This window comes from Lacticaseibacillus thailandensis DSM 22698 = JCM 13996, from assembly GCF_001436135.1.
Lineage (GTDB): Bacteria > Bacillota > Bacilli > Lactobacillales > Lactobacillaceae > Lacticaseibacillus > Lacticaseibacillus thailandensis.
Window position 1 is genome coordinate 72,010 of sequence record NZ_AYZK01000003.1, and the last position, 20,689, is coordinate 92,698.

Genomic DNA, 20,689 nt, shown 5'->3' on the forward strand with positions numbered 1-20,689 from the left:
TTGGTATTGATTAGTCTACTTAACACGGACCAGCGCCCCCTTTAGAGGCGCATTTGTCCGTGAGTAGCCGTGCGCTTTTCATTATTTAATTAATGCTAGTGCCCCTTAACCATTTCCGCACGGCTTGACTGTTTGCATAAACTTATCCCTTCGGTTCCGCCAGCTGCAACGCTGCCAACCGTGCGGATCCCCAGCTAAACATGGCCTCCACGATGGGCATGAGACTGGCCCCAATCAGCGTAAGGCTGTAATACACAGCTTTGCGGTTATTGATCCGCTCTTCACGCCGGGTAATGACCCCGTCTGCGCGTAATTCCTGCAGTTGTTGGGTCAACACCTTGTGCGTCGCCCCATCCAGTAGGCGCTGCAGTTGGCTAAACCGCAACGTACCATCGTGAAACAGGTGGTAAATGATGACAATTTTATACTTGCCCGAAAACAGCGACAACGTGTACTCCTTCGCACAGTCGTAATCACGCTGCTGCAACTTGGCTTGAGCGTAGGCTCTTAATGGGTCTGACATGGGTTCCTCCTGGCGGTATACGTTATCGTAGTAAGCCAACAGGATACCGCACTACGATCCCCGACACAACTTTGGCACGCACAAAAAGGTGCCTTATTGCGCTCCGCAACAATTACTCCGATAATAGAACTACAAACAAAGGAGGTTCCACAATGAAAAAAGTAGCAGTCGTTGTCACCGATATGGTGGAAGACGTTGAGTTCACCGACCCCGTGCAGGCACTGAAGGATGCCGGTCACGACGTCACCGTCATCGGGTACGAGAAGAACACCATCACCGGTAAGCACGGCCTCAAAGTGGCAATTGACACCACCATTGGTGACGTCAAGCCGTCAGACTTTGACGCCCTCTTCATTCCCGGTGGTTTCTCCCCTGACCAGTTGCGTGAAGATCAGCGCTTCGTTGACTTTACCCGTGACTTTCTCCTGAAGGGCAAAGTCATTTCCGCCATCTGCCATGGCCCACAGCTCATGATCCCGACCGGCTTGGTTCACGGCCGCACCATGACCGCCTTCAAGACCGTCCAGGTTGACCTGTACTACGCCGGTGCCCGCACTCGCGACCAGGAAGTCGTGGTTGATGACAACCTGATCACCAGCCGTGAGCCAAAGGACCTGCCAGCATTCGACAAAGCATTATTGGCAGCGCTGGCTAAGTAATTCGGTAGCACCACCATTGTTAATCAGCGTCAAGGAATCGCGGTCCCTGTGGGTGCCGCGATTTCTTTTGCTTACAGCAGGTTTATTGTGGCAATAACCCGTGTATAATAGGCGACAATCAAGTAAATTCGGAGGCTTCTCATCATGCCAGACATCACCCTCATCCCCGCCACCCCGCGCGTGGCCCAGGACGTCTTTCAGGTCGTTGACGCCAACCGCGACTACATCGGGCAATGGCTCCCATGGGCGTACAGCACGCTCACCGTTGATGATGAGATCCAGTTTCTGCGCATGATGACGGACAAGGAGGCTTTGGGATCGACGTACATGCGCGCCATTCAGTTCAACGGCCAAATCGTCGGCTCCATTGACCTGCACAACGTTAACCGCGAACACCGGCACGCCGAGATTGGGTATTTCCTCAGCGCCGCAGCTTCAGGCAAAGGGATCATGCACACCGCCCTCGCGCAGATGGAGGATCTCGGGTTTGACCAGTTAGGCATGAACAAAATCGACATCCTGGCGGCCACGGACAATCTGCCGAGCCGCCACGTCGCGGAACGCGCCCACTACCACCTCGACGGAATTTTGCGCGAGGACATCAACGTCAACGGCATTCTGCATGACGCTGCCGTCTATTCCAAGCTGTACCGGGAATGGGTCGCCGCACGGCCCACCGATGTTAGCTAACCTGACAAAAAAGATTGTTACCACGTCACTGGTCACCTACAATCAAATTAACTATGAACGCGAGGTGACCCGTCATGCGGATTGAGTTTAAGTACGCGCAGCACCAAGATTTACCCCAGATTACGGATATTTATAACCAGGCGATTCCGGGCCGGCAGGCGACAGCGGACCTCGAACCGGTGACCGTGGCCAGCAAAGAAGCCTGGTTTGCCGCGTTTACCCCGGACAAGTACCCCATCTGGCTGATCATGGTGGACGGTAATATTGCTGGCTGGGTCAGCCTAGAAGCTTTTTACGGCCGGCCGGCTTATAGCCATACTGCTGAAATCAGTATCTACTTGGACCAACATTATCAGCACCAACAGCTCGGCCAGGCAGCCCTCGACTTTGTCTTCAGCCAACTGCCCCACCTCGCCCTTGACACCATCGTGGCCTTCGTATTCCACCACAACGGTCCCAGCCAGCACCTCTTTACGCGCAACGGCTTTGACCGGTGGGGCCACCTCCCGCGCGTCGCCTTGATGGACGGGCAGCGTCGTGACCTCGATATTTTGGGACGCCACTTTGGTAAAAACATGTAGGCACAAAACTCCCGCACAGCAGCAACGGTGCGGGAGTTTTTAGTGTAACCCCTGACGGTTAATGACCAGTCAACTGGTCAACAGTCCGTAAGATGGTATCAGTTATCGTGTATTGTGGTTGCCAACCCAATCGCTTAGCCGCGGCGATGCTGGTGTTGCGGTTAGTCCGCAAAAACAGCAACCCTTCCCGCGCCTGGGCTGAAAATGGCGCAGCAAGCCGAATCACCCAGTTGGGTAGCAATCGCCGTGGCACCTTGGCTGCCACTGCCGGCCGTTGTGTCCGAATTAACGCAGCTATTTCCGGCAAGGTGATTTGTCCATCCGCACTGGCGATGAACCGGTGACCGGCTGCCGCCGGTTTCGTCATTGCCAACAGGTGTAGCGCGGCCACATCACTCACGTCCACCACGTTGAGGGGGATTTGCGGAATGGCTTTGCTACGCCCAGACAGGAGGTTTTGTACCAGCCCCAGGCTCCCCGAAACATGGTCGTTCAGCGACCGGCCCAGCATGGCACTAGCATTCACCGTAACGAGTTCAGGCTGACCGGGATGGTCGTGCGCAAACTGCCACGCGGCCCGTTCGGCTAGGAGCTTAGACCGTTCATAAACCGACAGCCCCGGTTCATCAGGGTCAGTCCAGTTAGCCTCGGTGGTCACACTGTGCCGGTCGTGGTTGGAATAGCCCACCGCGCCCCAATTACCGGTCATGACTACGCGCTGGACCCCAGCGTGGCGTGCGGCGGTCAGGATACGTAGCACGCCATCAGTGGCCGTCCGCGCCACGGTGTCCGCCACCATTTCGCCGTTAACAAAAACCGGGGCCGCGGTGGCAAAGACACCATCGACGCCGACCATCGCGTCCGCCCAACCGGCGTCGGCAGTCAGGTCGGCTACCACAAAGCTGAGTCGCTCGCGGTGCGGTACGTCGTGGGTCGCCAGTGCCGCAGTGACCCCCGCCGCTTTGTCCATACTCCGCAAACTCGTCTTCACCGTGTAACCGCCCGCTAACAATTGCGCAATGAGGTGCAGGCCCAAGAAGCCGTTACCCCCAGTTACTAATACCGTTTTGATCATTATTTTTCCCCACTTGTATTTAGGTGACCGTTCCACTATGCTGTTAACCATACACGTTAGAGTAAACTCTAAGGCAACACTTTTTTACAGGGAGGCAATATGCGCTATTCAATCAAAGACGTCGCGGCCCAGATCGGTCTATCCGCGTACACCCTGCGTTACTACGATAAAGCTGGCTTGCTGCCATTCGTGGCGCGTGATGCGGCGGGTTACCGCTCATTTACGGATGGTGACCTCCAGCTACTACACACAATTATCTGCTTGAAAAATACCGGGATGACCATCGCTGACATTCGGCGATATGTTGACGCCGTGATGGCCGGTCCCAAAAGCATCCCCGTACGCAAGGCGTTACTCACTCAGCACCGCGCGCGGGTGGTGGCCCGGCAACATCAGCTAGCGACCAACCTGCGGGAGGTCGACTACAAGCTATCACTGTACGCCGCACCAGATGCACCCGCCAAAGTCGAACAGGAACTGGCGGCTGCCCACGCTGATAAGGCGGCAAACGGTTTGCCGGACCCCTTTCCCATCCGCTAAGTGGATGTATACCACAACAAAGGCCAGCGGTGATCAACCACAACTTAGGTTGATCACCGCCGGCCTTTGTTCACTTCATTACTTACATACGTTTAATCACTAAGCTTAATGGCGTCAACAAACCAGCGCCGGAAGCCCTCAACGTCAACATCCACTGCTACGTAGGCGTTGGCTTCGCGGTGCAGATACCCTTCAAGGTCGATCAACGAAGCCCCTGCCGTCAACGGATCGCCGGTCGCAATCGCTACGTGTGTGTGCGCCTGCGTAAACAGATCTGGTTGCAGCAACATTCCCACGGCTAGCGGATCGTAAATCTGCAGGCCCTGTTCAAAGCTGCCACCCCGAAACGCACGGAACAGGTGGTAGAACATGTCCCCGACCGGTCCGAGCGTCCGGATGTGTTCCGACATGGCGGGCAGGATCGTTGCGGCGTTACCAACATCAAGTGGCGCTATGTGTAACTCCAACCCGCTATTGAACACCATCTTGGCAGCTTCGGGGTCAACGGCAAAGTTGAACTCGGACAGCACGCCAATGTTACCGCGACTCAAGCTACCACCCATAATCATGATGCGGGCAATGCGGTCTTTGTCTTCAGGATGTTGTTGCAACAACACGGCAACATCAGTCAGAGGCCCAATAGCAACGATGGTGATGGGGTCACTGCTGGCCGCAATGATGGCGTGCATGGCCTCCACACCAGTCGTGCTGGTATCGGCTTTCACCGTTGGGGCGGGGAAATCGTACCCATCCATGCCACTGGCACCGTGAATATTTTTGGCGTTCATTAGTGGGCGGAGCAAAGGTGCCGCGCTCCCCGGTACCACCCGGACGTCCTCGTGGTGCAGGAACGTGAGTAGCTTGCGCACGTTGTCCGTGGCCAGGTGCACGTCGACGTTGCCACTAAGCGGTACGATCAGCTGCACATCAAGGGTCGGGTCAGCGAGCGCGATAGCGATGGCGACCGCGTCATCGATTCCAGGATCAGTACTGAAGATAACTGGTGTCATGTTTGTTCCTCCGTGTCTTTTGCGAATACCGTTACTTTAGCACATTCCGCGGGGAATATCAGACGTGGCTTACGCCGGTGGGTGTGGGCGCTGGGACTGCGGCTTACGGATCCTACGCCGTAGCTTGCCCCTCTTTTGTGTTGGAGACTGCCAAAGTAAACAAAAAATGGCCCCCTAGGCAAAGGGCCAATAAATAAAAATACGTGCTATAAATTATGCTCACAAATAACCGCGATACTAGAGCTAAACATCCTACAACAGCTACATATCAGCACAATCATTAATTCGCCACTATCTGAACCACACCAGGAACATAGATATCATTTTGTCATCGTTAAAATACGACTGTGTACTCGCTTTGCATCCCAGCGATTATCTCCCGAACCGTTATTACTGTTTGAATAATGCGGAATGTACAGCACCTTCCGCTGTGCAAACTTATTTAAATTATTGAAGGTAGTCTGGCCAAGCGCAACCAAAACAGCATCTTGGGCAACGCCCAGCGCATCCAGGTGATGCTCCAATGCCTGCACATCATTGGCATCAATCCTCACCTTGGTACTATCACTCTGGATTTGTTGAGAAAGGTCAGTCATGAGACTTCCCCATAGCTTAGTACCATATACGGCCGCTGCCAAACGATAATCAGCACTATTCTTAGAACCATGAAAATTGAGAAAGGGTTCTTGAGGGTGTTCTGCGATGGCGTTCCCTGGATTCATCCCCACCAAGACGTACTTTAATTGCTGAATATATTCAGAAAGATTATGAGGTAATTGATCCTTTGGAAAAAACTTTGGGCGGTAGGCTTGTCCAAAAAGTTTCTCTCGTTCGGCATCCGTGCACTGCTCAATATCTTCCTGCGGCTTATTCCAAAAAGCAAAACTATCCAAAAAAGTAAACGGTAAGTTATCCATTAATGACCCCTCCAAATACTCACTCCTGTTTACCAAGACGATGCCACGCTATTATCAAGTAACCACTATGGAAACTTGCGCCCTCATTATGACACTATTGTTTTAAGTCGAGCATAATTTTTTGCACAAACGAGTTGTAACAAGTTATGGTGCAAACCACGTAAGCCGCAGTCACCCCGCCAACCCCGGATTCGCTATATTGCCCTCACAAACACAAAACAACCGTCCACCATTTAGTAGACGGTTGTTGTTTTAGCTGCCACCCATCAAGAAGTCAAGGACATTCATCCCCGCCGAGCTTTGTGCCTGATACAGCTCGGTGTACCCGCACCGGTTACAGGACACCGTCGTAAACTTCTTGTTCTGAACATCAAATAACTTGGCAAAGTTGCCACCCGTGGCCTGGAACTGGCCACTGTTATAGGTCTGGTTACCACACTTGGGACATACGTACTGCTTGGTTTGTGCTTCATCCGCCATCATTGTCACCCCCACTGTTATTGGCACCCTTAGTATAACAGCGGTGCCACTGCCTGTCTGCTAATACTGGTCGCCGTTAAAGATGGAATTTTTAACGATGACGTAGTCGACCGTCCGCAGCCCCATTAGGTCACGACCACCGGCGTAGGATACCGCCGACTGCAAGTCTTCCTGCATCTCCGTGAGCGTATTCGCAATCGGGCCCTTGGCGGGAATCAAAATCTTCTTTCCTTCAACGTTGTGGTGGCTACCCTTCTGGTAGGTCGAAGCCGAACCGTAGTACTCCTTGAACTTCTGGCCGTCGCGCTCAACGGCGCGTCCCGGGGTCTCATCATGACCCGCAAAGAGCGAACCAATCATGCACATCGTCGCACCAAAGCGAATCGACTTGGCGATGTCGCCGTGCGTCCGGATACCGCCGTCAGCAATCACCGGCTTGCTGGCCGCCTTGGCGCACCAACGCAGGGCCGCTAGTTGCCACCCGCCGGTACCAAAGCCGGTCTTGATCTTCGTGATGCAAACTTTGCCGGGTCCGATCCCGACTTTGGTGGCGTCCGCCCCGGCGTTCTCCAGGTCACGGACCGCCTGGGGCGTGCCAACATTACCCGCGATCACAAAGCTGCCCGGTAACTTGTCCTTGATATACCCGATCATATCCATGACCACCTGGGCGTGACCATGCGCGATGTCGATAGTAATGTATTCCGGTACCGCCTGCGCCGCGGCTAACGCGTCGATAAGCGCAAACTCCGCGTGCTTGACGCCCACCGAAATGGAGGCGTACAACCCATCGCGGTGCATCTGCTGGACAAAGGCGAGGCGGGTCTCCGGGTTGAACCGGTGCATGATGTAAAAATAGTCATGAGCGGCTAACCACCGCGCCAACGATTCATCAATAATCGTTTCCATGTTAGCGGGCACGACCGGTATCCTGAACCGACGTGGGCCAAACTGGACGGATGTATCAATCTCCTTACGGCTCTTAACCACACACTTATTGGGAATTAACTGGATATCTTCGTAATCAAACACGTCGGTGGGCTGCATTGCGGTTACCTCCATAAACACGAACATTAATCATGAATAATACTAATATCATTCACACTAAGTACAGAATATAGGCTAATTGTACCAACTTGTCAACCATTTATCCGGCCATTTCTTAACGTTGCGAATATCTCCGTTATACTGGGAGCGCCAATCGCAAAGCATTAGTTAAATCACAGTGCTAACCGCTAAGTAACCGCTCCCTCAGGCCTAAAATAGAATTATTAATCACATTAGGAGCAAGTGTCATGCGCAAAATCATCAATGAATCACGGTCGGTGTGGATGCCTCTCGCCGCTATTGTCATCATGAGTTTCATTATGATCCTGCCCCAACTAATCACCGGCAGCACTATCGTCGGTAGCGATGGCCTTTTTCACTTCAACCGTATTTACGACACCGCTAAACAGCTGAGCACCGGCCACTGGAGCTACTGGCAAAGCAACTTTGGGTTCCAGCAAAGCGGGCGCGTCGTTAACGCGGTTTATGGCCCCTACTTTGCCTACCTGATGGGCGCCCTCCTGGTTGTACTGCGTAGTTGGTACCACTTCCAGCTCGTCACCACCTTTGCCATTTACCTCGTTGGTGGCTTCGGGATGTACTATCTCGCCCGGGTGGCTGGGGCGAAGCGGTGGCCCGCGTTAACCGCCGCCCTCATCCTGATGAACATCGGTTGGCTGCCGCGCTGGGGGTACAACCAAAACATGACGGGCATTGGCGCTGCACTCCTGCCGTACGCGTTGGCCTGCGGGGTATACATGGTACGCCACCGTGAACGACCCATCCGGCCAGTCCGCTTGGCATTTATCATGGCGATCCTGTTGCAGACCCACATCCTCAGTACGCTCTTTGCTGTGCTGGCGCTCGTGCCCTTCTGGCTGGTCGCCTTGGTCCGTACACCACGTCGTCTCCGCATGCTGGGGCAGACCACCATCGCCGTAGGTATTGCTACCATCCTCACCGCCAACGTCTGGGGTGCGCTGCTACTGCTGTTCAGCACCAACCATATTGCTTACCCCCACGCATTTTCGCTCGCGCAAAACGTCCTGCAGCTCACGGTTGGCCCCGGGAAGCGTAATGCCATTACCCTGGTCACCGCAATGATTATGGGTGCGCAGGTAGTATTGCTTGTTGCTCGGGGTCGGCGCAATAGCCGGATAAATTGGGGTGTCACCGTAATGGGCGGCGGCACCCTGTGGTTGGCCTCCCGTTTCTGTCCGTGGGTTACTATTGGCCGGTTGGTACCAAAGTTGTCCCAGCTACTGCAATTCCCCGTCCGGCTCACCAGCGTCGCCTTTCCGCTCATGCTTTGCGGCCTAGCCCTCAGCATGAGCACCATTCACTGGCATGCCCACGGGGGACCAACGCTCTTGGTGACCGCACTCGCCAGCGTGGCTGTACTGGGAGTAGCCGTACCCAATGTTTACCGTATGGCATACCGCAGCGTGCAGGTACAGCACCACCGCGTCCTGCGCAACTTTGGCGCTCTACTACTAGTGAACAGTTCGCCGCACACCCTCAGGTCTGCCCTGAACAGCAGTCATCCTGGAGCCATTTTGGTGACGGCTGAAAAGCACAGTAGCGACTACCTACCCGTGAACGGACGGCAGGGGCCGGGGACCGTTAGCCCCGGTGCAGTGTTCACCCAGGAAGTGCTCTTCAAACACCCTTACTTCACCTATACGGCTTTGTCCGGTGGCCGCTTACGCATACGGTGGAACGAAACCATGGCAGGTTGGCAGACCATACCAGTGGTGACCTACCACCAAACTACGGTGACGGTTAATGGCCGCCGGCTCAACCGCAACCAGTACTACCGTTCACGGATCAACGCTCCCATCGTCCAGTCACTCGCAGGCCGCAACACGATGGTGATTCGGTTCCAGACGCCACCGTGGACCACTGTATTGCTGTGGCTGGCGCCGGTGGGCTGGTTGAGCTTGGCCGCGGTAGTTGTGTGGCGGCGCCGCAACAATTGGCGAACCAGTTCTGGTTGGATTCAACGTAACGTTGCCCACGCAAAGTAGCAAAATTGCCCCAACGGTCTAGACAGCACCAAGCGGCCATGATAAGCTATTAGCGTGGTGCCAAACCATGGGTGGGATAGCAATGATCGGCGCGCAAGCGTTCAGAAGGTCAGCGCCCCCACCGTTACATATTCGGCGTTCATTGGTAACGCCACTTGACGGAGTACCCACTCCGCACACATAATCAGAGGCGTGACGTCAGTCACGCCTCTGTTTTTTTTGCGCAGCGAGTAGCCCTTTAGGGCGTACTCGCTGCCACTCGGAGGCTTCGCAAAGCCAAGCCGAGAGACTGCAACCCGATACTGACCGGTTGCCAGAACGAGAAAAATGATAGATCATCACTACCACCCTTTAGGGCGTACTCGCTGCCACTCGGAGGCTTCGCAAAGCTAAGCCGAGAGACTACAGTCCGATACTAATCGGCTGCCAGCACAAGAAAAGTGGTAGATCATCACTACCACCCCTTTAGGACGTACTCGCTGACACGCGGAGGCTTCGCAAAGCTAAGCCGAGAGACTGTAGCCCGATACTAACCGGTTACCAGAACGAGAAAAATGGTAGATCATCACTACCACCCTTTAGGGCGTACTCGGTACTATTTACATAGAATCTTTGCCCCAAACAACCAGACAGGAGGCCACGGAATGATCAAGCAAACCACGTTCTACCACGGACGCAACGAATGGATCCACGTCACCGACGCCAACAAGGCCGAGTTAGCCCGCTTGCGCGCGGATTACGCCCTGGACGATGAAGTGCTCGGGTACGCGCTGGACCGGCATGAGCGGGCCCACGTGGAATATGACGCCGTGACTAACACCTTCCTGATGGTTTACAACGTGCCCAACCAGCACGAGGTGCACGGCCACTTCGACGCCGTACCCCTGACCTTCATCATCCGCGGCCAGCGCATCTTTACCATTGGCGGCGCGAAGGCTGACTACGTGTGTGATCTGCTGGCGGACCAGCTCGCGGCTAATGATGATATCTCGGTTTTCCAGTTTCTCTTTGAGGGGCTCTTTATTCTGACCGAAGCGTTCTTCCCGCTGATCGAAAAAGTCGATGAGCGGCGTCAGGACGTCGCCGACCGTCTTCGCCGCAAAGCCAGCAAGAATAACCTGTTGGTCTTGTCTGACCTCGAAACCGGCGTGGTCTACCTGGTGACAGCCGCGAAGCAAAACGCCATGGTGCTCCAACAATTTAAGCTCCAACCACTGTTCCGCGGGCTCAACGCCCATGAGCGGGAGCGGCTCAACGACGTCATTATCGAAGCGCAACAGTTTAGCGAAATGACGCAAACCACTTCGCAAATAATGGACCAGCTCAACATGACCTACACCAACGTGCTAAATAATGAGCTGAACGACACCATGAAACTGATGACCGTGTGGTCGCTGATTCTGACCGTACCGACCATCGTCACCGGCTTTTACGGCATGAACGTCGGGCTACCGCTGGCCAAAACCACGGGTGCCTGGTTGCTCACCATTGGCATTACCGTCCTGCTCAGCGTGCTCATGGCGGTATTGCTCAACCGTCGTATTAAGTAAGTAGCCAAAGGGGCATTAAGTCTGCAGCCTACATCACTGCTGCCACCTGCACCGGCCGTCCCACCAGCGCCAAGGTGGAGTAACGACGCCTTCTTGCGGGAAATTCGCCGGCCGGTAAGACCCCGCGCAACTTTGACCAGCCAGTCCGTCTACAAGCATTGCACTGGGATTGTCAGTACCGGGAATAAAAGCACGAAACGCAAAGCGAGGTGGCTACAATAATGCAGCTACCTCGCTTTAATGTACTCATTTTGGTGCGTTAACCCCAGACATCGTCCAGCACCACCGTCTGGTCACGTTCTGGACCCACGCCGAAGGTCAATAGGTTGACCCCGACCAGTTCCTGGATACGTTCCACGTACCGGCGCGGTGCCGCGGGTAAGTCGTCCAAACTCCGCGCACCACTGATGTCGTCGGTCCACCCGTCAAGCTCCTCGTAGACCGGCTGGCACTCACCCAGTTCCTTCAAGGTCGCAGGCATCCGGGTGATGCGGGTCCCGTCCGCCTTTTCGTAGGCTACACAGATTTTGATCTTGTCCAAACCAGTCAGCACGTCAACCGAGTTCAGGCACAGGTCGGTCACCCCAGCCACGCGGCGGGCGTGGTTAACGACCACGGCGTCGAACCAACCCACGCGCCGCGGCCGCCCGGTAACCGTACCGAACTCGTGCCCGGCGTTACGGATAAAGTCCCCCGTGGCGTCGTCCAGCTGGGTCGGAAACGGACCGTCGCCCACCCGGGAAGTGTAGGCCTTGACGACCCCGACCACCCGGTCGATTCGGGACGCGCCCACACCAGTCCCGGTGGAAACCCCACCGGCTGGGTTGGAGGACGTAACGTACGGGTAGGTCCCCTGGTCGACATCCAGCATGATGCCCTGAGCCCCTTCAAAGAGGACGTTATGCCCCGCGTCCAACGCGTCGTTCAGCACCACGCTGGTATCCATAATGCATGGTGCCAGCTGCTGGCCAAATTCCCAGTACTGGCCGAAGATATCGTCGTAATTAACGGGATCCGCCCCGTAAATCTTAGTTAGCAGCTCATTCTTTTCGTCGACGTTCAACCGCAACTTCGCGGCAAAGGTGTCCCGATCAAGCAGGTCCGCCATGCGGATACCAACGCGCGCAGCTTTATCCACGTACGCCGGACCGATCCCGCGGTTAGTCGTGCCGATCTTGGCATCACCCTTCTTAGCTTCCTGCAACTTGTCCAACAGGATGTGGTACGGCATGATCACCTGCGCGCGGTCACTGATCCGCAGGTTGTCGCCCGGTACCCCCTGCTCACGCAAAGCCGTCAATTCCCGCAACAGGCTGGCCGGGTTGACCACAACACCATTCCCAATCACGGATAACTGGTGCGGATAGAGGATCCCGGACGGCACCAACCGTAACTTGTACACCTGACCGTTGGCGTGAATGGTGTGGCCCGCATTGTCACCACCCTGGTAACGCGCGATCATGTGCGCTCCCTGGCTCAGGAAGTCGGTAATCTTCCCCTTACCTTCGTCGCCCCACTGCATACCAACAATTACTGCTGTACCCATTGATAAGTCCTCCTCGATTGTAACGGAAGCAAAGTCACTCCGGTCACTGTCTGTACGTTGAACGTCGACGACGCCCAAAACAACCATAATGATAGCAGTTAAGTGGTACGGTCACAAGGGGTAGCACCCAGAATGTTCGTGTTATTTTCGATGATAGTGTCTTTGCACCCGCTTTATCGCCAATATGTCTGGTGATGTCCGAACTATCGCAAAGTAATGGCGTCGGCACCAGTGCAACAAAAAACCGGACGCACCTGGCGTCCGGTATCGTGCTATTCTTCTGAATTATCTTGGATCCACTGTTCTTGGAGGTAAGAGTACACACTACCAAAGCTCAGGGCGAGCACCTGCACCATCTTGAAGTGTTGTGGCTCGGCCTGCGGATCACCGAACGGTAGCCAATCAAAGCCGTCCGTCGTTACGTTCGTCGGGGTCCCAATCAGCGGTTCCTTGGTCATCGCCGTCCGTAACCGGAAGACGCGGCCGAAGACCTCACCTTCACCAATCAGGTTCGCCAAGAGGTCGTCGTTCGCGTCAAAGACTCGCTCCCGGTTCAGCTTCGGCACCTGGACAAAGTGGTGCGTGGCCCCCCAAGTCTCGTACATCAGCATTGACTGCAAGTAGTCGGAGGCCACGATCACGCTATGAATTCCGCGTAACCGCAGTAACGAGTAACCGCCAAACTGGCCACCCATGTCGACAAGGGAGAGCACAACGAAGGTCTCGTTAACCGCGGCCACACGCCCAACGTAGAACTGGTCCATGCTTTGTCGCCCAACAACCGCAATCAGCGTTTCCTCGTCGCGGGCATCCCCCAGCACCTCGCTCAAATTGCCGGTGTTAAGGTGGCGGACAGTGGTGACGTGCCGCAACGTGTCGCGCTTAGCGGCCATGGCGCTCGCCAGAAACAAGTCGTAACCGTCGTATTCGAGCACTCCGAGGTTGGCAAAGTCGACCTGAATGCTACGAACATCCGTGTAGTTAAATTTATTGAGGACATTCATGGTGAAGTGGTCCTGGGTGACCTCCGTCACCTGGCCCTCAAGGTAATTCTCGATGTCAAACGCGATCACCATGACCACCTGACCGGTCCGCCGCATGTTTTCGGCGACCTGGTAGGCAATTGGTGATTCGTTATTCAACGGTAGCGCGAGGGGCGCAGCGGGCAACGCCCGGAAATCCTCTTTGGCCGCCGCGGCAATGCGAAACTCCATACTGTCAATGTCCGGACCGCCGATCTCAATGGAATCGATGGCGTCATAAGTGATGAGGGCCGCTCCGTCAGCCAACCCGGCATCGTTGTAGGTCGCAACTACGACCCCGTCGTCCCCCACCATCTGGACATAACCGGTATAAAAGTCCTCGCTATCACGCTGATAAATGTTGATCAGTAGGTGTTGCTGCTTGGCGCTACGCAAATTTTGAATCAGCGTATTCATGGCGTCACCTTCTTTCCTGTTTAGGTTGCATTCTACACCGTTCAATGGCGCGTGCAACCCCTTACTCTGTACGGTTCGAGATATTGACGAACTTATTTAAGGACTTGGCAAAAAGTAACTTCACGGTGCCGCGGGCCCCACTCCGGTTCTTTTCCAGAATGATCTCCACTTCACCTACGTCTTGCTCTTGATCATCACTGGGTGCACCACCACCCTCATCGTCATCCCCATCTTCGTCACGATAATAATCGTCACGGTAGATGAAAGCCACGATGTCGGCATCCTGTTCAATTGAACCGGACTCACGAATATCAGACAGCACCGGCCGTTTGTCCTGACGCTGTTCCACACTCCGGGATAATTGCGACATGGCAATGACGGGGATGTTGAGTTCCTTAGCCAGCTTCTTGAGCTGGCGGGAAATCTCGGACACTTCTTGCTGCCGGTTTTCACGCCCGTTGCCTTCAATTAGTTGCAAGTAGTCGACGATCACCAGGCCAAGGTCCACGTCCGGATCCCGGGCGAGGCGCCGACACTTGGCGCGAATCTCCCCCACTTTAATGCCTGCCGAATCATCAAAGTAGATGTTCATCTTCGACAAGCTGCCCATGGCCACCAGGAGCCGCTCCCACTCGTCCTGGTTCAGGTTACCAGTCCGGAGATGGGTGGCGTCGATACTACCTTCACTACACAGCATCCGGTTGACCAGCGATTCGGCGCCCATTTCCAGACTGAAGATGGCCACGGCTTTGTTCGTGTCCCGCCCCACATTTTGGGCGATGTTCAGGGCAAAGGCGGTCTTCCCCATCCCGGGACGGGCGGCGATAATAATCAGTTCGTCGTCGTGGAACCCGGTGGTCAGCTGATCCAGGTCATGGTAGCCCGTCGCTAACCCCGTTACCTGGTCGTCGTTGGTCGCCATCTTGTCGATCTCGTCCATGGCGTTCTGCAACACGTCACGAATTGCCCGGAAGCCGGTATCGCGCCCACCCTGACTGATGCGGCTAAACGTTTCCTCCGCTTCCGTCAGCAGGTCGATTGGCTCCTCGGACCCCTCGTAGCCCTTGGCCGCGATGGTTTGGGCGGCTTGGATCAACCGCCGCATGGTGGCCTTATCGTTGACAATTTTGGCGTAGTAACCGACGTTGGTGGACGTCGGCACGGCGTCAGCCAGCTCGGCCATGTACGCGACCCCACCAACATCATCCAGGTGGTTATCGCGTTCCAGTTCTTCTTTGACACTCACCACGTCGATATTAATTTCACGGTCGTTGAGCGCATTCATGGCCGCAAAAATAAGCTGGTTGGCGCGCCGGTAGAAATCATCCGGCTCCAGCACTTCTTGGGCGTCTGCCAACCGGTCGGGATTCAGTAAAATCCCACCCAAAACGGCCTGTTCCGCGTCCTCGCTGTATGGTGGTTGGCGACTTAATGTCGGTTCATCCATGGTGTTTGCCTCCGTTCTCGTGGTGCGTACTCACCGCACCGTTAGCTGGTTAAATTGTAGCATACTGAGCGGCCCACCGTTGCCCGACCATGCCGGGTGTACCTAATGAAAAAGCTCCACCCCCAGTCACGCTGGGAGTGGAACTTTTTAGTCATATCACTAACAAGGTTTAGTGCTCACGCTTGCGGAACCACAAACCGCTGAGCAAGCTCAGCAAGCCTAAGCCCAGCACGGACAACGTGGCACCACTGCGGACAGTTTGGTCGCCCGTCTGCGGCAGGGTCCGGTGTGCACCAGTAGCCGGTAGCGTCCGGGTAGTCGGCCGGTTGGTGGCCACTACCGCACGCGTTGTCGGCGTGGGGGTCACCCGCGTGCCGGTGGTGTGCGCCATCAAACGTGGCGAACTGGTCGGCGCGGTCGGTGTACTTGTGGTGCCGGTATCCGGCAAGTAGCGACGTGGCGGCGTGGGAGTACCAGGCTGCTCCTGTTGCCGGTAAACCAGCGTAATCGTCGTTGGCGTTGCGACAAACGTGCCCCATAAGGCCGCCGACCCCTGAGCTAAACCGACATAGTCATAACCACTGATTGTTGGTACCGTCACGTGGTAACCGTTACCCACGAAGTCAGTACGAACCAAAGCTGGCCGCAGGGGTTGCCCCACTTGATCAACTATCCGCACCGTCAACGGTCCCGAGACCGCGCTGGTCCCTGGTTGGCCCTGAATCAAGTCGTAAACGAGCGTGATCGTTGTTGGGTCGCTGGTAAATGTTCCGGTCAGGGCTGCCGAATCCTTAGCCGGCCCAACATACGTGTACCCAGTGAGCGTCGGTGCCGTAACGCTGTAACCATTGCCCACGTAGCCAGTTTGGGTTGTCGTCGCTCGTAGTTGCATACCGTACCGGTTCACATAACGGATGGTGAGGGGTCCCGCAGCCTCACTCGTACCTGGTTGGCCCTGAATCAGGTCGTAAACCAGCGTGATCGTTGTTGGGTCGCTGGTAAACGTTCCGGTCAGGGCCGCCGAATCCTTAGCTGGCCCAACATACGTGTAGCCAGTGAGCGTTGGCGCCGTAACGCTGTAACCATTGCCCACGTAGCCAGTTTGGGTTGTGGCTGCTCGTAGCTGCATACCGTACCGGTTCACGTAACGGATGGTGAGGAGTCCCGCAGCTGCGCTGGTCCCTGGTTCGCCAGTGGCAAAGTCGTAGCTAACCGTCACGACCTGCGCACCGCTATTAGCCATTAGCGTCGTGGCTGGCACCGCGACGAGGTCACCATTAGCAGCCGTCGTGGCCACTACCCGATAATTAGTAATTACGGGGTTAGCCACCGCCGCCAGGTCTGCGGTCGTCCCGACCAACCACTCACCAGTCGGAACCCCATCATTGACTACTGGTTGACCAGTAATCGTGCTTAGCGTCACATAACTTTGGCTGGCATCCGTAACCATGTCGCGCACCGTCAGGAAGGACACTGTGTCCACGTGGTCTGGTGCTAGCGGCTGCTGGTGCTGATCGACATAGTGGATCGTTTGACTACTCGTCGTCGGCTTGTCCGCCACAAAGTTGTGGTAGAGGTGGACCACGTAATTGGTCGTGACCCCATCGGTCGTAAACGCAATCAGGCGCGTACCGTTCGCATCTTTGGTCCCATCACTAGCCAGGCCGTAACCTGCCTGCAGGTATTCATCAATCACTGGCGTTGCATCGTAGGCACTCGTCGTCCCCACAAAGCCAGTCAGCGTCGGATCATCTGCTGCCGTGACCGTGCGCAGGTCGGTATCCGTCGTGTCGTCATGGTAAGTGACCGTGGCGCTTGCCTGCTGGTGAACGCCCACCGTGATGCCGGCGCGCAGCCCTTCCGCCGCGCTCAGCCCGTTGGCACTCACAGCCGCACTTACGTAAGCCTGCGTGCCCGGCGTTGCCGCGTCGGCCACGTGGACCGGTAGAATCAACGTCTGGGCACCACCATCCAGGTAGGCAGCGGGATCATTAAAGGTGACCAGTAAGCCAGTGACGTCCGCAAAGTTAGTCACGTCAGCCGCCACCAAGCCAGTTGGTGCCGCAGCGGTGATGTACCGCACGGTAGCTTTGCCTGCCCAGCTCATTGGTAACTGTACCGGTCCGGCAAGATGGACGTCATTTGTGGTGGTACCCCGACTAGTGGCGCTCAACTCGGCCTGATCACCCACGTATGGCAGGGTGACGTGAATCGTGACGTCCTGTAGTACTGCGCTCGTGGCGGGCGCGAACCGTAACAGATACTGCCCGTCTTCGCCAGCCCGAACCGTCACCAGGGCACCCTCGTCACCAGCAGCGTTGGCGGCCAACGCGGTGGACTGTAGCTGCACACCGCGACCATCATCATTGACCGGTGTCACCAGCGTTAACGCGTAGACCTTCTGGTTGATCGGCGTCCCCAGGATGTCCGTGACGTTCGCCAGAATTTGCACGTCAGACGCATCCGTCGGGTCAATCGTCCGCGGCACTACAGTATCCGCCTGGTTGACCGTTGAATCGATGGTGACTGCCAGCTGGGCAGCGTTGAGCGTTGCGGCTACGGTGACCGGTAACGTCAGGCGGTTGACACTATTGGGTGCCAACGCGTCACGCTTCCAGTGAATCGTCAGCAACGTCTTTCCGCCCTGTTTGGAGGCCGTAACTTGGGCATCGTTGCCTGTGTAGGCCACACCTTCTGGTAGAATCACGTAGCTAACTAGGCCGTCAAAACTTTGTAAAGCCGCCTTGTTGTTCTCGACGGTGACCACCAGTTGGTTCGCACCAACATCCACCTTACCCGCCGTTTGGTTGGCAAAGCTGAGGCTCTCGTTCAAAACCCGCGGCGTGTTTTCGGCCGGGCGCGCAATTTCGGCGGTCTTGGTGGTCATGTACTGGTTAAAAACTGCCCGTTGATCGTAGTCATCACCAGGTCTGACGGCCCTTCCGTGACCATCAAGCATGTGCACCTCAGCACCCAGATCTTCGTGCACATCAATGTGGGGTACATAGGCGACTACATAAGCGCCGTTCTCATCGTACTGCGTTTCCACCCAACCTAAACCGCAATAACCAGCGATATTAACCGTCAACCGATTACCCACTGTGCCATAATACCCAGCCTTGGGGGTCATCATGAAACAAATATTACTATAGTTTTGACCAGCGACTGGCGTCGTCCATTCAAAACGGAGCTTATCAACGCCACGAGCATTATCCAACAGACTAGATAGATCAACCCACTGACCAGCAGTATCCGTCATACCCGTAATGATTGGCGTTGACTCAAAGCCCATTTCACCCCGGTACTGCACGTAAAGATTAAATTTGGGGTCCTCCGTGAGGGCGTATGGATGACCTTCAATCCAGGCATTAGGCGCACCTACATACAACTGATTAACGTTGAGGTGATCATCAATATCATACGTGGCCTCGTACTTTTGCAATTCTCGAATCCAGCCCTCACTGGTATATTTGATGTCTGCGCTCGGGCTCGTCAGTAGGTGACTCTTGGAGTTATCAGCTTGGCCAAAGATGTAATCAGCCGTCCCTAATTGCAGCCTGAATTGCAACTGGGCGTCGACGCCAACCTGGGGATCATCATTCGCGTTGGAATAGGTTGATAATTTACCGTTACCGTCAGCTGGCCCCCAAGTATAAAAGTATGCCTCACTACCATCAGTTGGGATCCCGCTCTTGGTAAAGTCGGGCACCGTGACGATCTTGGTAGTGGCAATGCTGGACTTTACTGCCTCACCGTTGATCGAGGTCGCGCCCATCAGTGCTTGCGTCGTCAATGAGGTGTTATACGCTAGATCACTATTAATTTGTGCCAAAATGTTAAACCGGTTGGCCACCAGGTTATTCACGGCGGCTGCCTGCTCGGCGATACTTGGTGCCTCAAAGTAAAAGCGCAGGGTCGTAGTCCCATCAGCATTAACCGTGACGTTGGGTGCCAACGTCGTACTATCAACGCCCTTGAAGGTCAGCCCCTTTGGTAGCATAAACGCCACCTGCACAACCGTTCCCGGCTCCAGGTACGCCTGCCCTAGTGTCTGCTTCGGGGCGGTGACCCCGACCGTGTACACGACCAGATCCCCAGCCCGGCCACTGGCCTTGCTGGTATCAATAGTGGCGTTCCCGTTAGCGTCGGTAATTAAATTACCATCCCCGTCAGTAGGCATGACCCCGTCGAACTGGCTGGCCACCCCGTAAACAGCTTTGGAGGTCACCGTCACGGTTTGCACACCACTATCCGTGATCTGGCTGCCATCAATAAATTGTGCACGCATCTGGAGCAGGGTCCCGTTAACCACCGGCCCCGACTGCGTGGTAAAGGTGAACCGCTTGGCCACAGTCAGGCCGTTTTGCGGCGTGGCAAAATTGTAAACCAGCTGGTGTTGCGCCGAATCTGACGTTGGGGTGACCCCATTAATGCCTAAGTCCATCCCCGCGGCCAACGTAAAATCGTCCGGCAGGTCCACTACTAGTTGTTGCGGCTGTCCGTCCGTCGTGATGCCGCTCACATTGAGGTTCAGGTCAAAGGCGGCCGTCTGCCCGGACTTAATGGTGTCCTGTTCCGCGTGTAAATCGAGGCTGGTCGTTGTGGCATCCACCACCGTGGCAGCACTGGTCGGTGCGGCGCTGACCGGGGCACTGGCCGCACGACTAGTCGTGGCACTGCTACCGTACTGCTTATCCGCCGCGCTGGTCGCGGCACTACTCCCAGAATTACCAGGTGTCACGCTGACCGTAGCGGCACTGCTGGTCGCACTGACAGGGGTCGCGGCCGAACTGGTCGCACTATCAGCGCTACTCGTGCTACTATCGCTACCAGCTGCCGCCGCGCTACTCGTGGATCCGCTAGTGGCCTGGTGCTGAAGTGCAACCGCACCACTAGTCACCGTCTGTGGTGCAACGGTCGTTGTCGCCGTCTGCCCATCATCTGGTGAAGCTGTATCGGCGTGTACCGGGGCCGCACCCAGAACGGTCATTGCGGTAGCAAAACCCAGCGTAGTGATGCTCGCAAACGCCAACTTTTTACCTGCTTTATACATCTTAAAATGCGTCCGCTCATCCCGTAAGGCGTATATGAGCCGCCGTAGTTGTCGTGCATCCTTCTTCTCCATAACGATTCACCCTCCAAAATTCTTTGACCACAT

Annotated in this window: 16 protein-coding genes; 6 read left to right on the forward strand and 10 right to left on the reverse strand. The window is 55.7% G+C overall.

Features of this window, described 5'->3' with window-relative positions; all coding sequences use genetic code 11:
• Positions 1–142: 142 nt before the first annotated feature.
• A complete protein-coding gene (locus tag FD19_RS05665; protein WP_054750311.1) occupies positions 143–523 on the reverse strand; it encodes a winged helix-turn-helix transcriptional regulator in 381 nt (126 codons plus the stop codon).
• A gap of 152 nt (positions 524–675) precedes the next feature.
• On the opposite strand from FD19_RS05665, the gene FD19_RS05670 reads away from it, so the two are divergent.
• The 3 genes from FD19_RS05670 (at position 676) to FD19_RS05680 (ending at position 2,453) form a co-directional block, all read left to right on the forward strand.
• Entirely contained in the window at positions 676–1,182 is a 507-nt protein-coding gene (locus tag FD19_RS05670) for a type 1 glutamine amidotransferase domain-containing protein (RefSeq protein WP_056969333.1), read from the forward strand.
• Positions 1,183–1,326: 144 nt separating this feature from the next.
• Complete coding sequence (locus tag FD19_RS05675) at positions 1,327–1,872, forward strand: GNAT family N-acetyltransferase (protein WP_054750314.1); 546 nt, start codon at positions 1,327–1,329, stop codon at positions 1,870–1,872.
• A 74-nt stretch (positions 1,873–1,946) separates the two neighbouring features.
• The gene (locus tag FD19_RS05680) at positions 1,947–2,453 is read left to right on the forward strand and encodes a GNAT family N-acetyltransferase (protein WP_054750315.1); all 507 of its coding nucleotides are present in this window, start codon (positions 1,947–1,949) and stop codon (positions 2,451–2,453) included.
• Positions 2,454–2,511: 58 nt separating this feature from the next.
• Here the strand turns inward: FD19_RS05680 and FD19_RS05685 are convergent, their stop codons facing one another.
• Positions 2,512–3,528: an NAD-dependent epimerase/dehydratase family protein gene (locus tag FD19_RS05685; RefSeq protein WP_054750316.1), complete on the reverse strand. Its 1,017-nt coding sequence runs from the start codon at positions 3,526–3,528 to the stop codon at positions 2,512–2,514.
• 99 nt (positions 3,529–3,627) lie between these two features.
• Between FD19_RS05685 and FD19_RS05690 the strand changes: the two genes are divergently transcribed.
• Complete coding sequence (locus FD19_RS05690) at positions 3,628–4,068, forward strand: MerR family transcriptional regulator (protein ID WP_054750317.1); 441 nt, start codon at positions 3,628–3,630, stop codon at positions 4,066–4,068.
• Between the two features lie 92 nt (positions 4,069–4,160).
• Here FD19_RS05690 and FD19_RS05695 read toward each other — a convergent pair whose 3' ends face one another.
• The 4 genes from FD19_RS05695 to FD19_RS05710 all read right to left on the reverse strand — a co-directional run bounded on the left by FD19_RS05695 (position 4,161) and on the right by FD19_RS05710 (position 7,522).
• On the reverse strand, positions 4,161–5,078 hold the full coding sequence (locus FD19_RS05695; protein WP_054750318.1) for a nucleoside hydrolase: 918 nt from the start codon (positions 5,076–5,078) through the stop codon (positions 4,161–4,163).
• A 320-nt stretch (positions 5,079–5,398) separates the two neighbouring features.
• Positions 5,399–5,995, reverse strand: coding sequence for a hypothetical protein (locus tag FD19_RS05700; RefSeq protein ID WP_056969334.1), 597 nt, complete (start codon positions 5,993–5,995; stop codon positions 5,399–5,401).
• Between the two features lie 252 nt (positions 5,996–6,247).
• Complete coding sequence (locus FD19_RS05705) at positions 6,248–6,475, reverse strand: zinc ribbon domain-containing protein (protein ID WP_054750319.1); 228 nt, start codon at positions 6,473–6,475, stop codon at positions 6,248–6,250.
• Positions 6,476–6,535: 60 nt separating this feature from the next.
• Positions 6,536–7,522 carry a GMP reductase gene (locus FD19_RS05710; protein ID WP_054750320.1) on the reverse strand — a complete coding sequence of 329 codons (987 nt, stop codon included), beginning with the start codon at positions 7,520–7,522 and terminating at the stop codon, positions 6,536–6,538.
• Positions 7,523–7,770: 248 nt separating this feature from the next.
• On the opposite strand from FD19_RS05710, the gene FD19_RS05715 reads away from it, so the two are divergent.
• Together FD19_RS05715 and FD19_RS05720 are read left to right on the forward strand one after the other, a co-directional pair.
• The gene (locus FD19_RS05715; protein ID WP_056969335.1) at positions 7,771–9,549 is read left to right on the forward strand and encodes a hypothetical protein; all 1,779 of its coding nucleotides are present in this window, start codon (positions 7,771–7,773) and stop codon (positions 9,547–9,549) included.
• A 644-nt stretch (positions 9,550–10,193) separates the two neighbouring features.
• The gene (locus tag FD19_RS05720) at positions 10,194–11,099 is read left to right on the forward strand and encodes a magnesium transporter CorA family protein (protein WP_054750330.1); all 906 of its coding nucleotides are present in this window, start codon (positions 10,194–10,196) and stop codon (positions 11,097–11,099) included.
• A 259-nt stretch (positions 11,100–11,358) separates the two neighbouring features.
• Here the strand turns inward: FD19_RS05720 and FD19_RS05725 are convergent, their stop codons facing one another.
• From FD19_RS05725 to FD19_RS05740, 4 genes are all read right to left on the reverse strand, one after another.
• Positions 11,359–12,645 carry an adenylosuccinate synthase gene (locus FD19_RS05725; protein ID WP_056969336.1) on the reverse strand — a complete coding sequence of 429 codons (1,287 nt, stop codon included), beginning with the start codon at positions 12,643–12,645 and terminating at the stop codon, positions 11,359–11,361.
• A 272-nt stretch (positions 12,646–12,917) separates the two neighbouring features.
• A complete protein-coding gene (locus FD19_RS05730; protein WP_054750332.1) occupies positions 12,918–14,084 on the reverse strand; it encodes a hypothetical protein in 1,167 nt (388 codons plus the stop codon).
• Positions 14,085–14,145: 61 nt separating this feature from the next.
• Complete coding sequence (gene dnaB, locus FD19_RS05735; protein WP_054750335.1) at positions 14,146–15,531, reverse strand: replicative DNA helicase; 1,386 nt, start codon at positions 15,529–15,531, stop codon at positions 14,146–14,148.
• A gap of 169 nt (positions 15,532–15,700) precedes the next feature.
• Positions 15,701–20,656, reverse strand: coding sequence for a MucBP domain-containing protein (locus FD19_RS05740; RefSeq protein WP_056969337.1), 4,956 nt, complete (start codon positions 20,654–20,656; stop codon positions 15,701–15,703).
• Positions 20,657–20,689 lie beyond the last annotated feature (33 nt).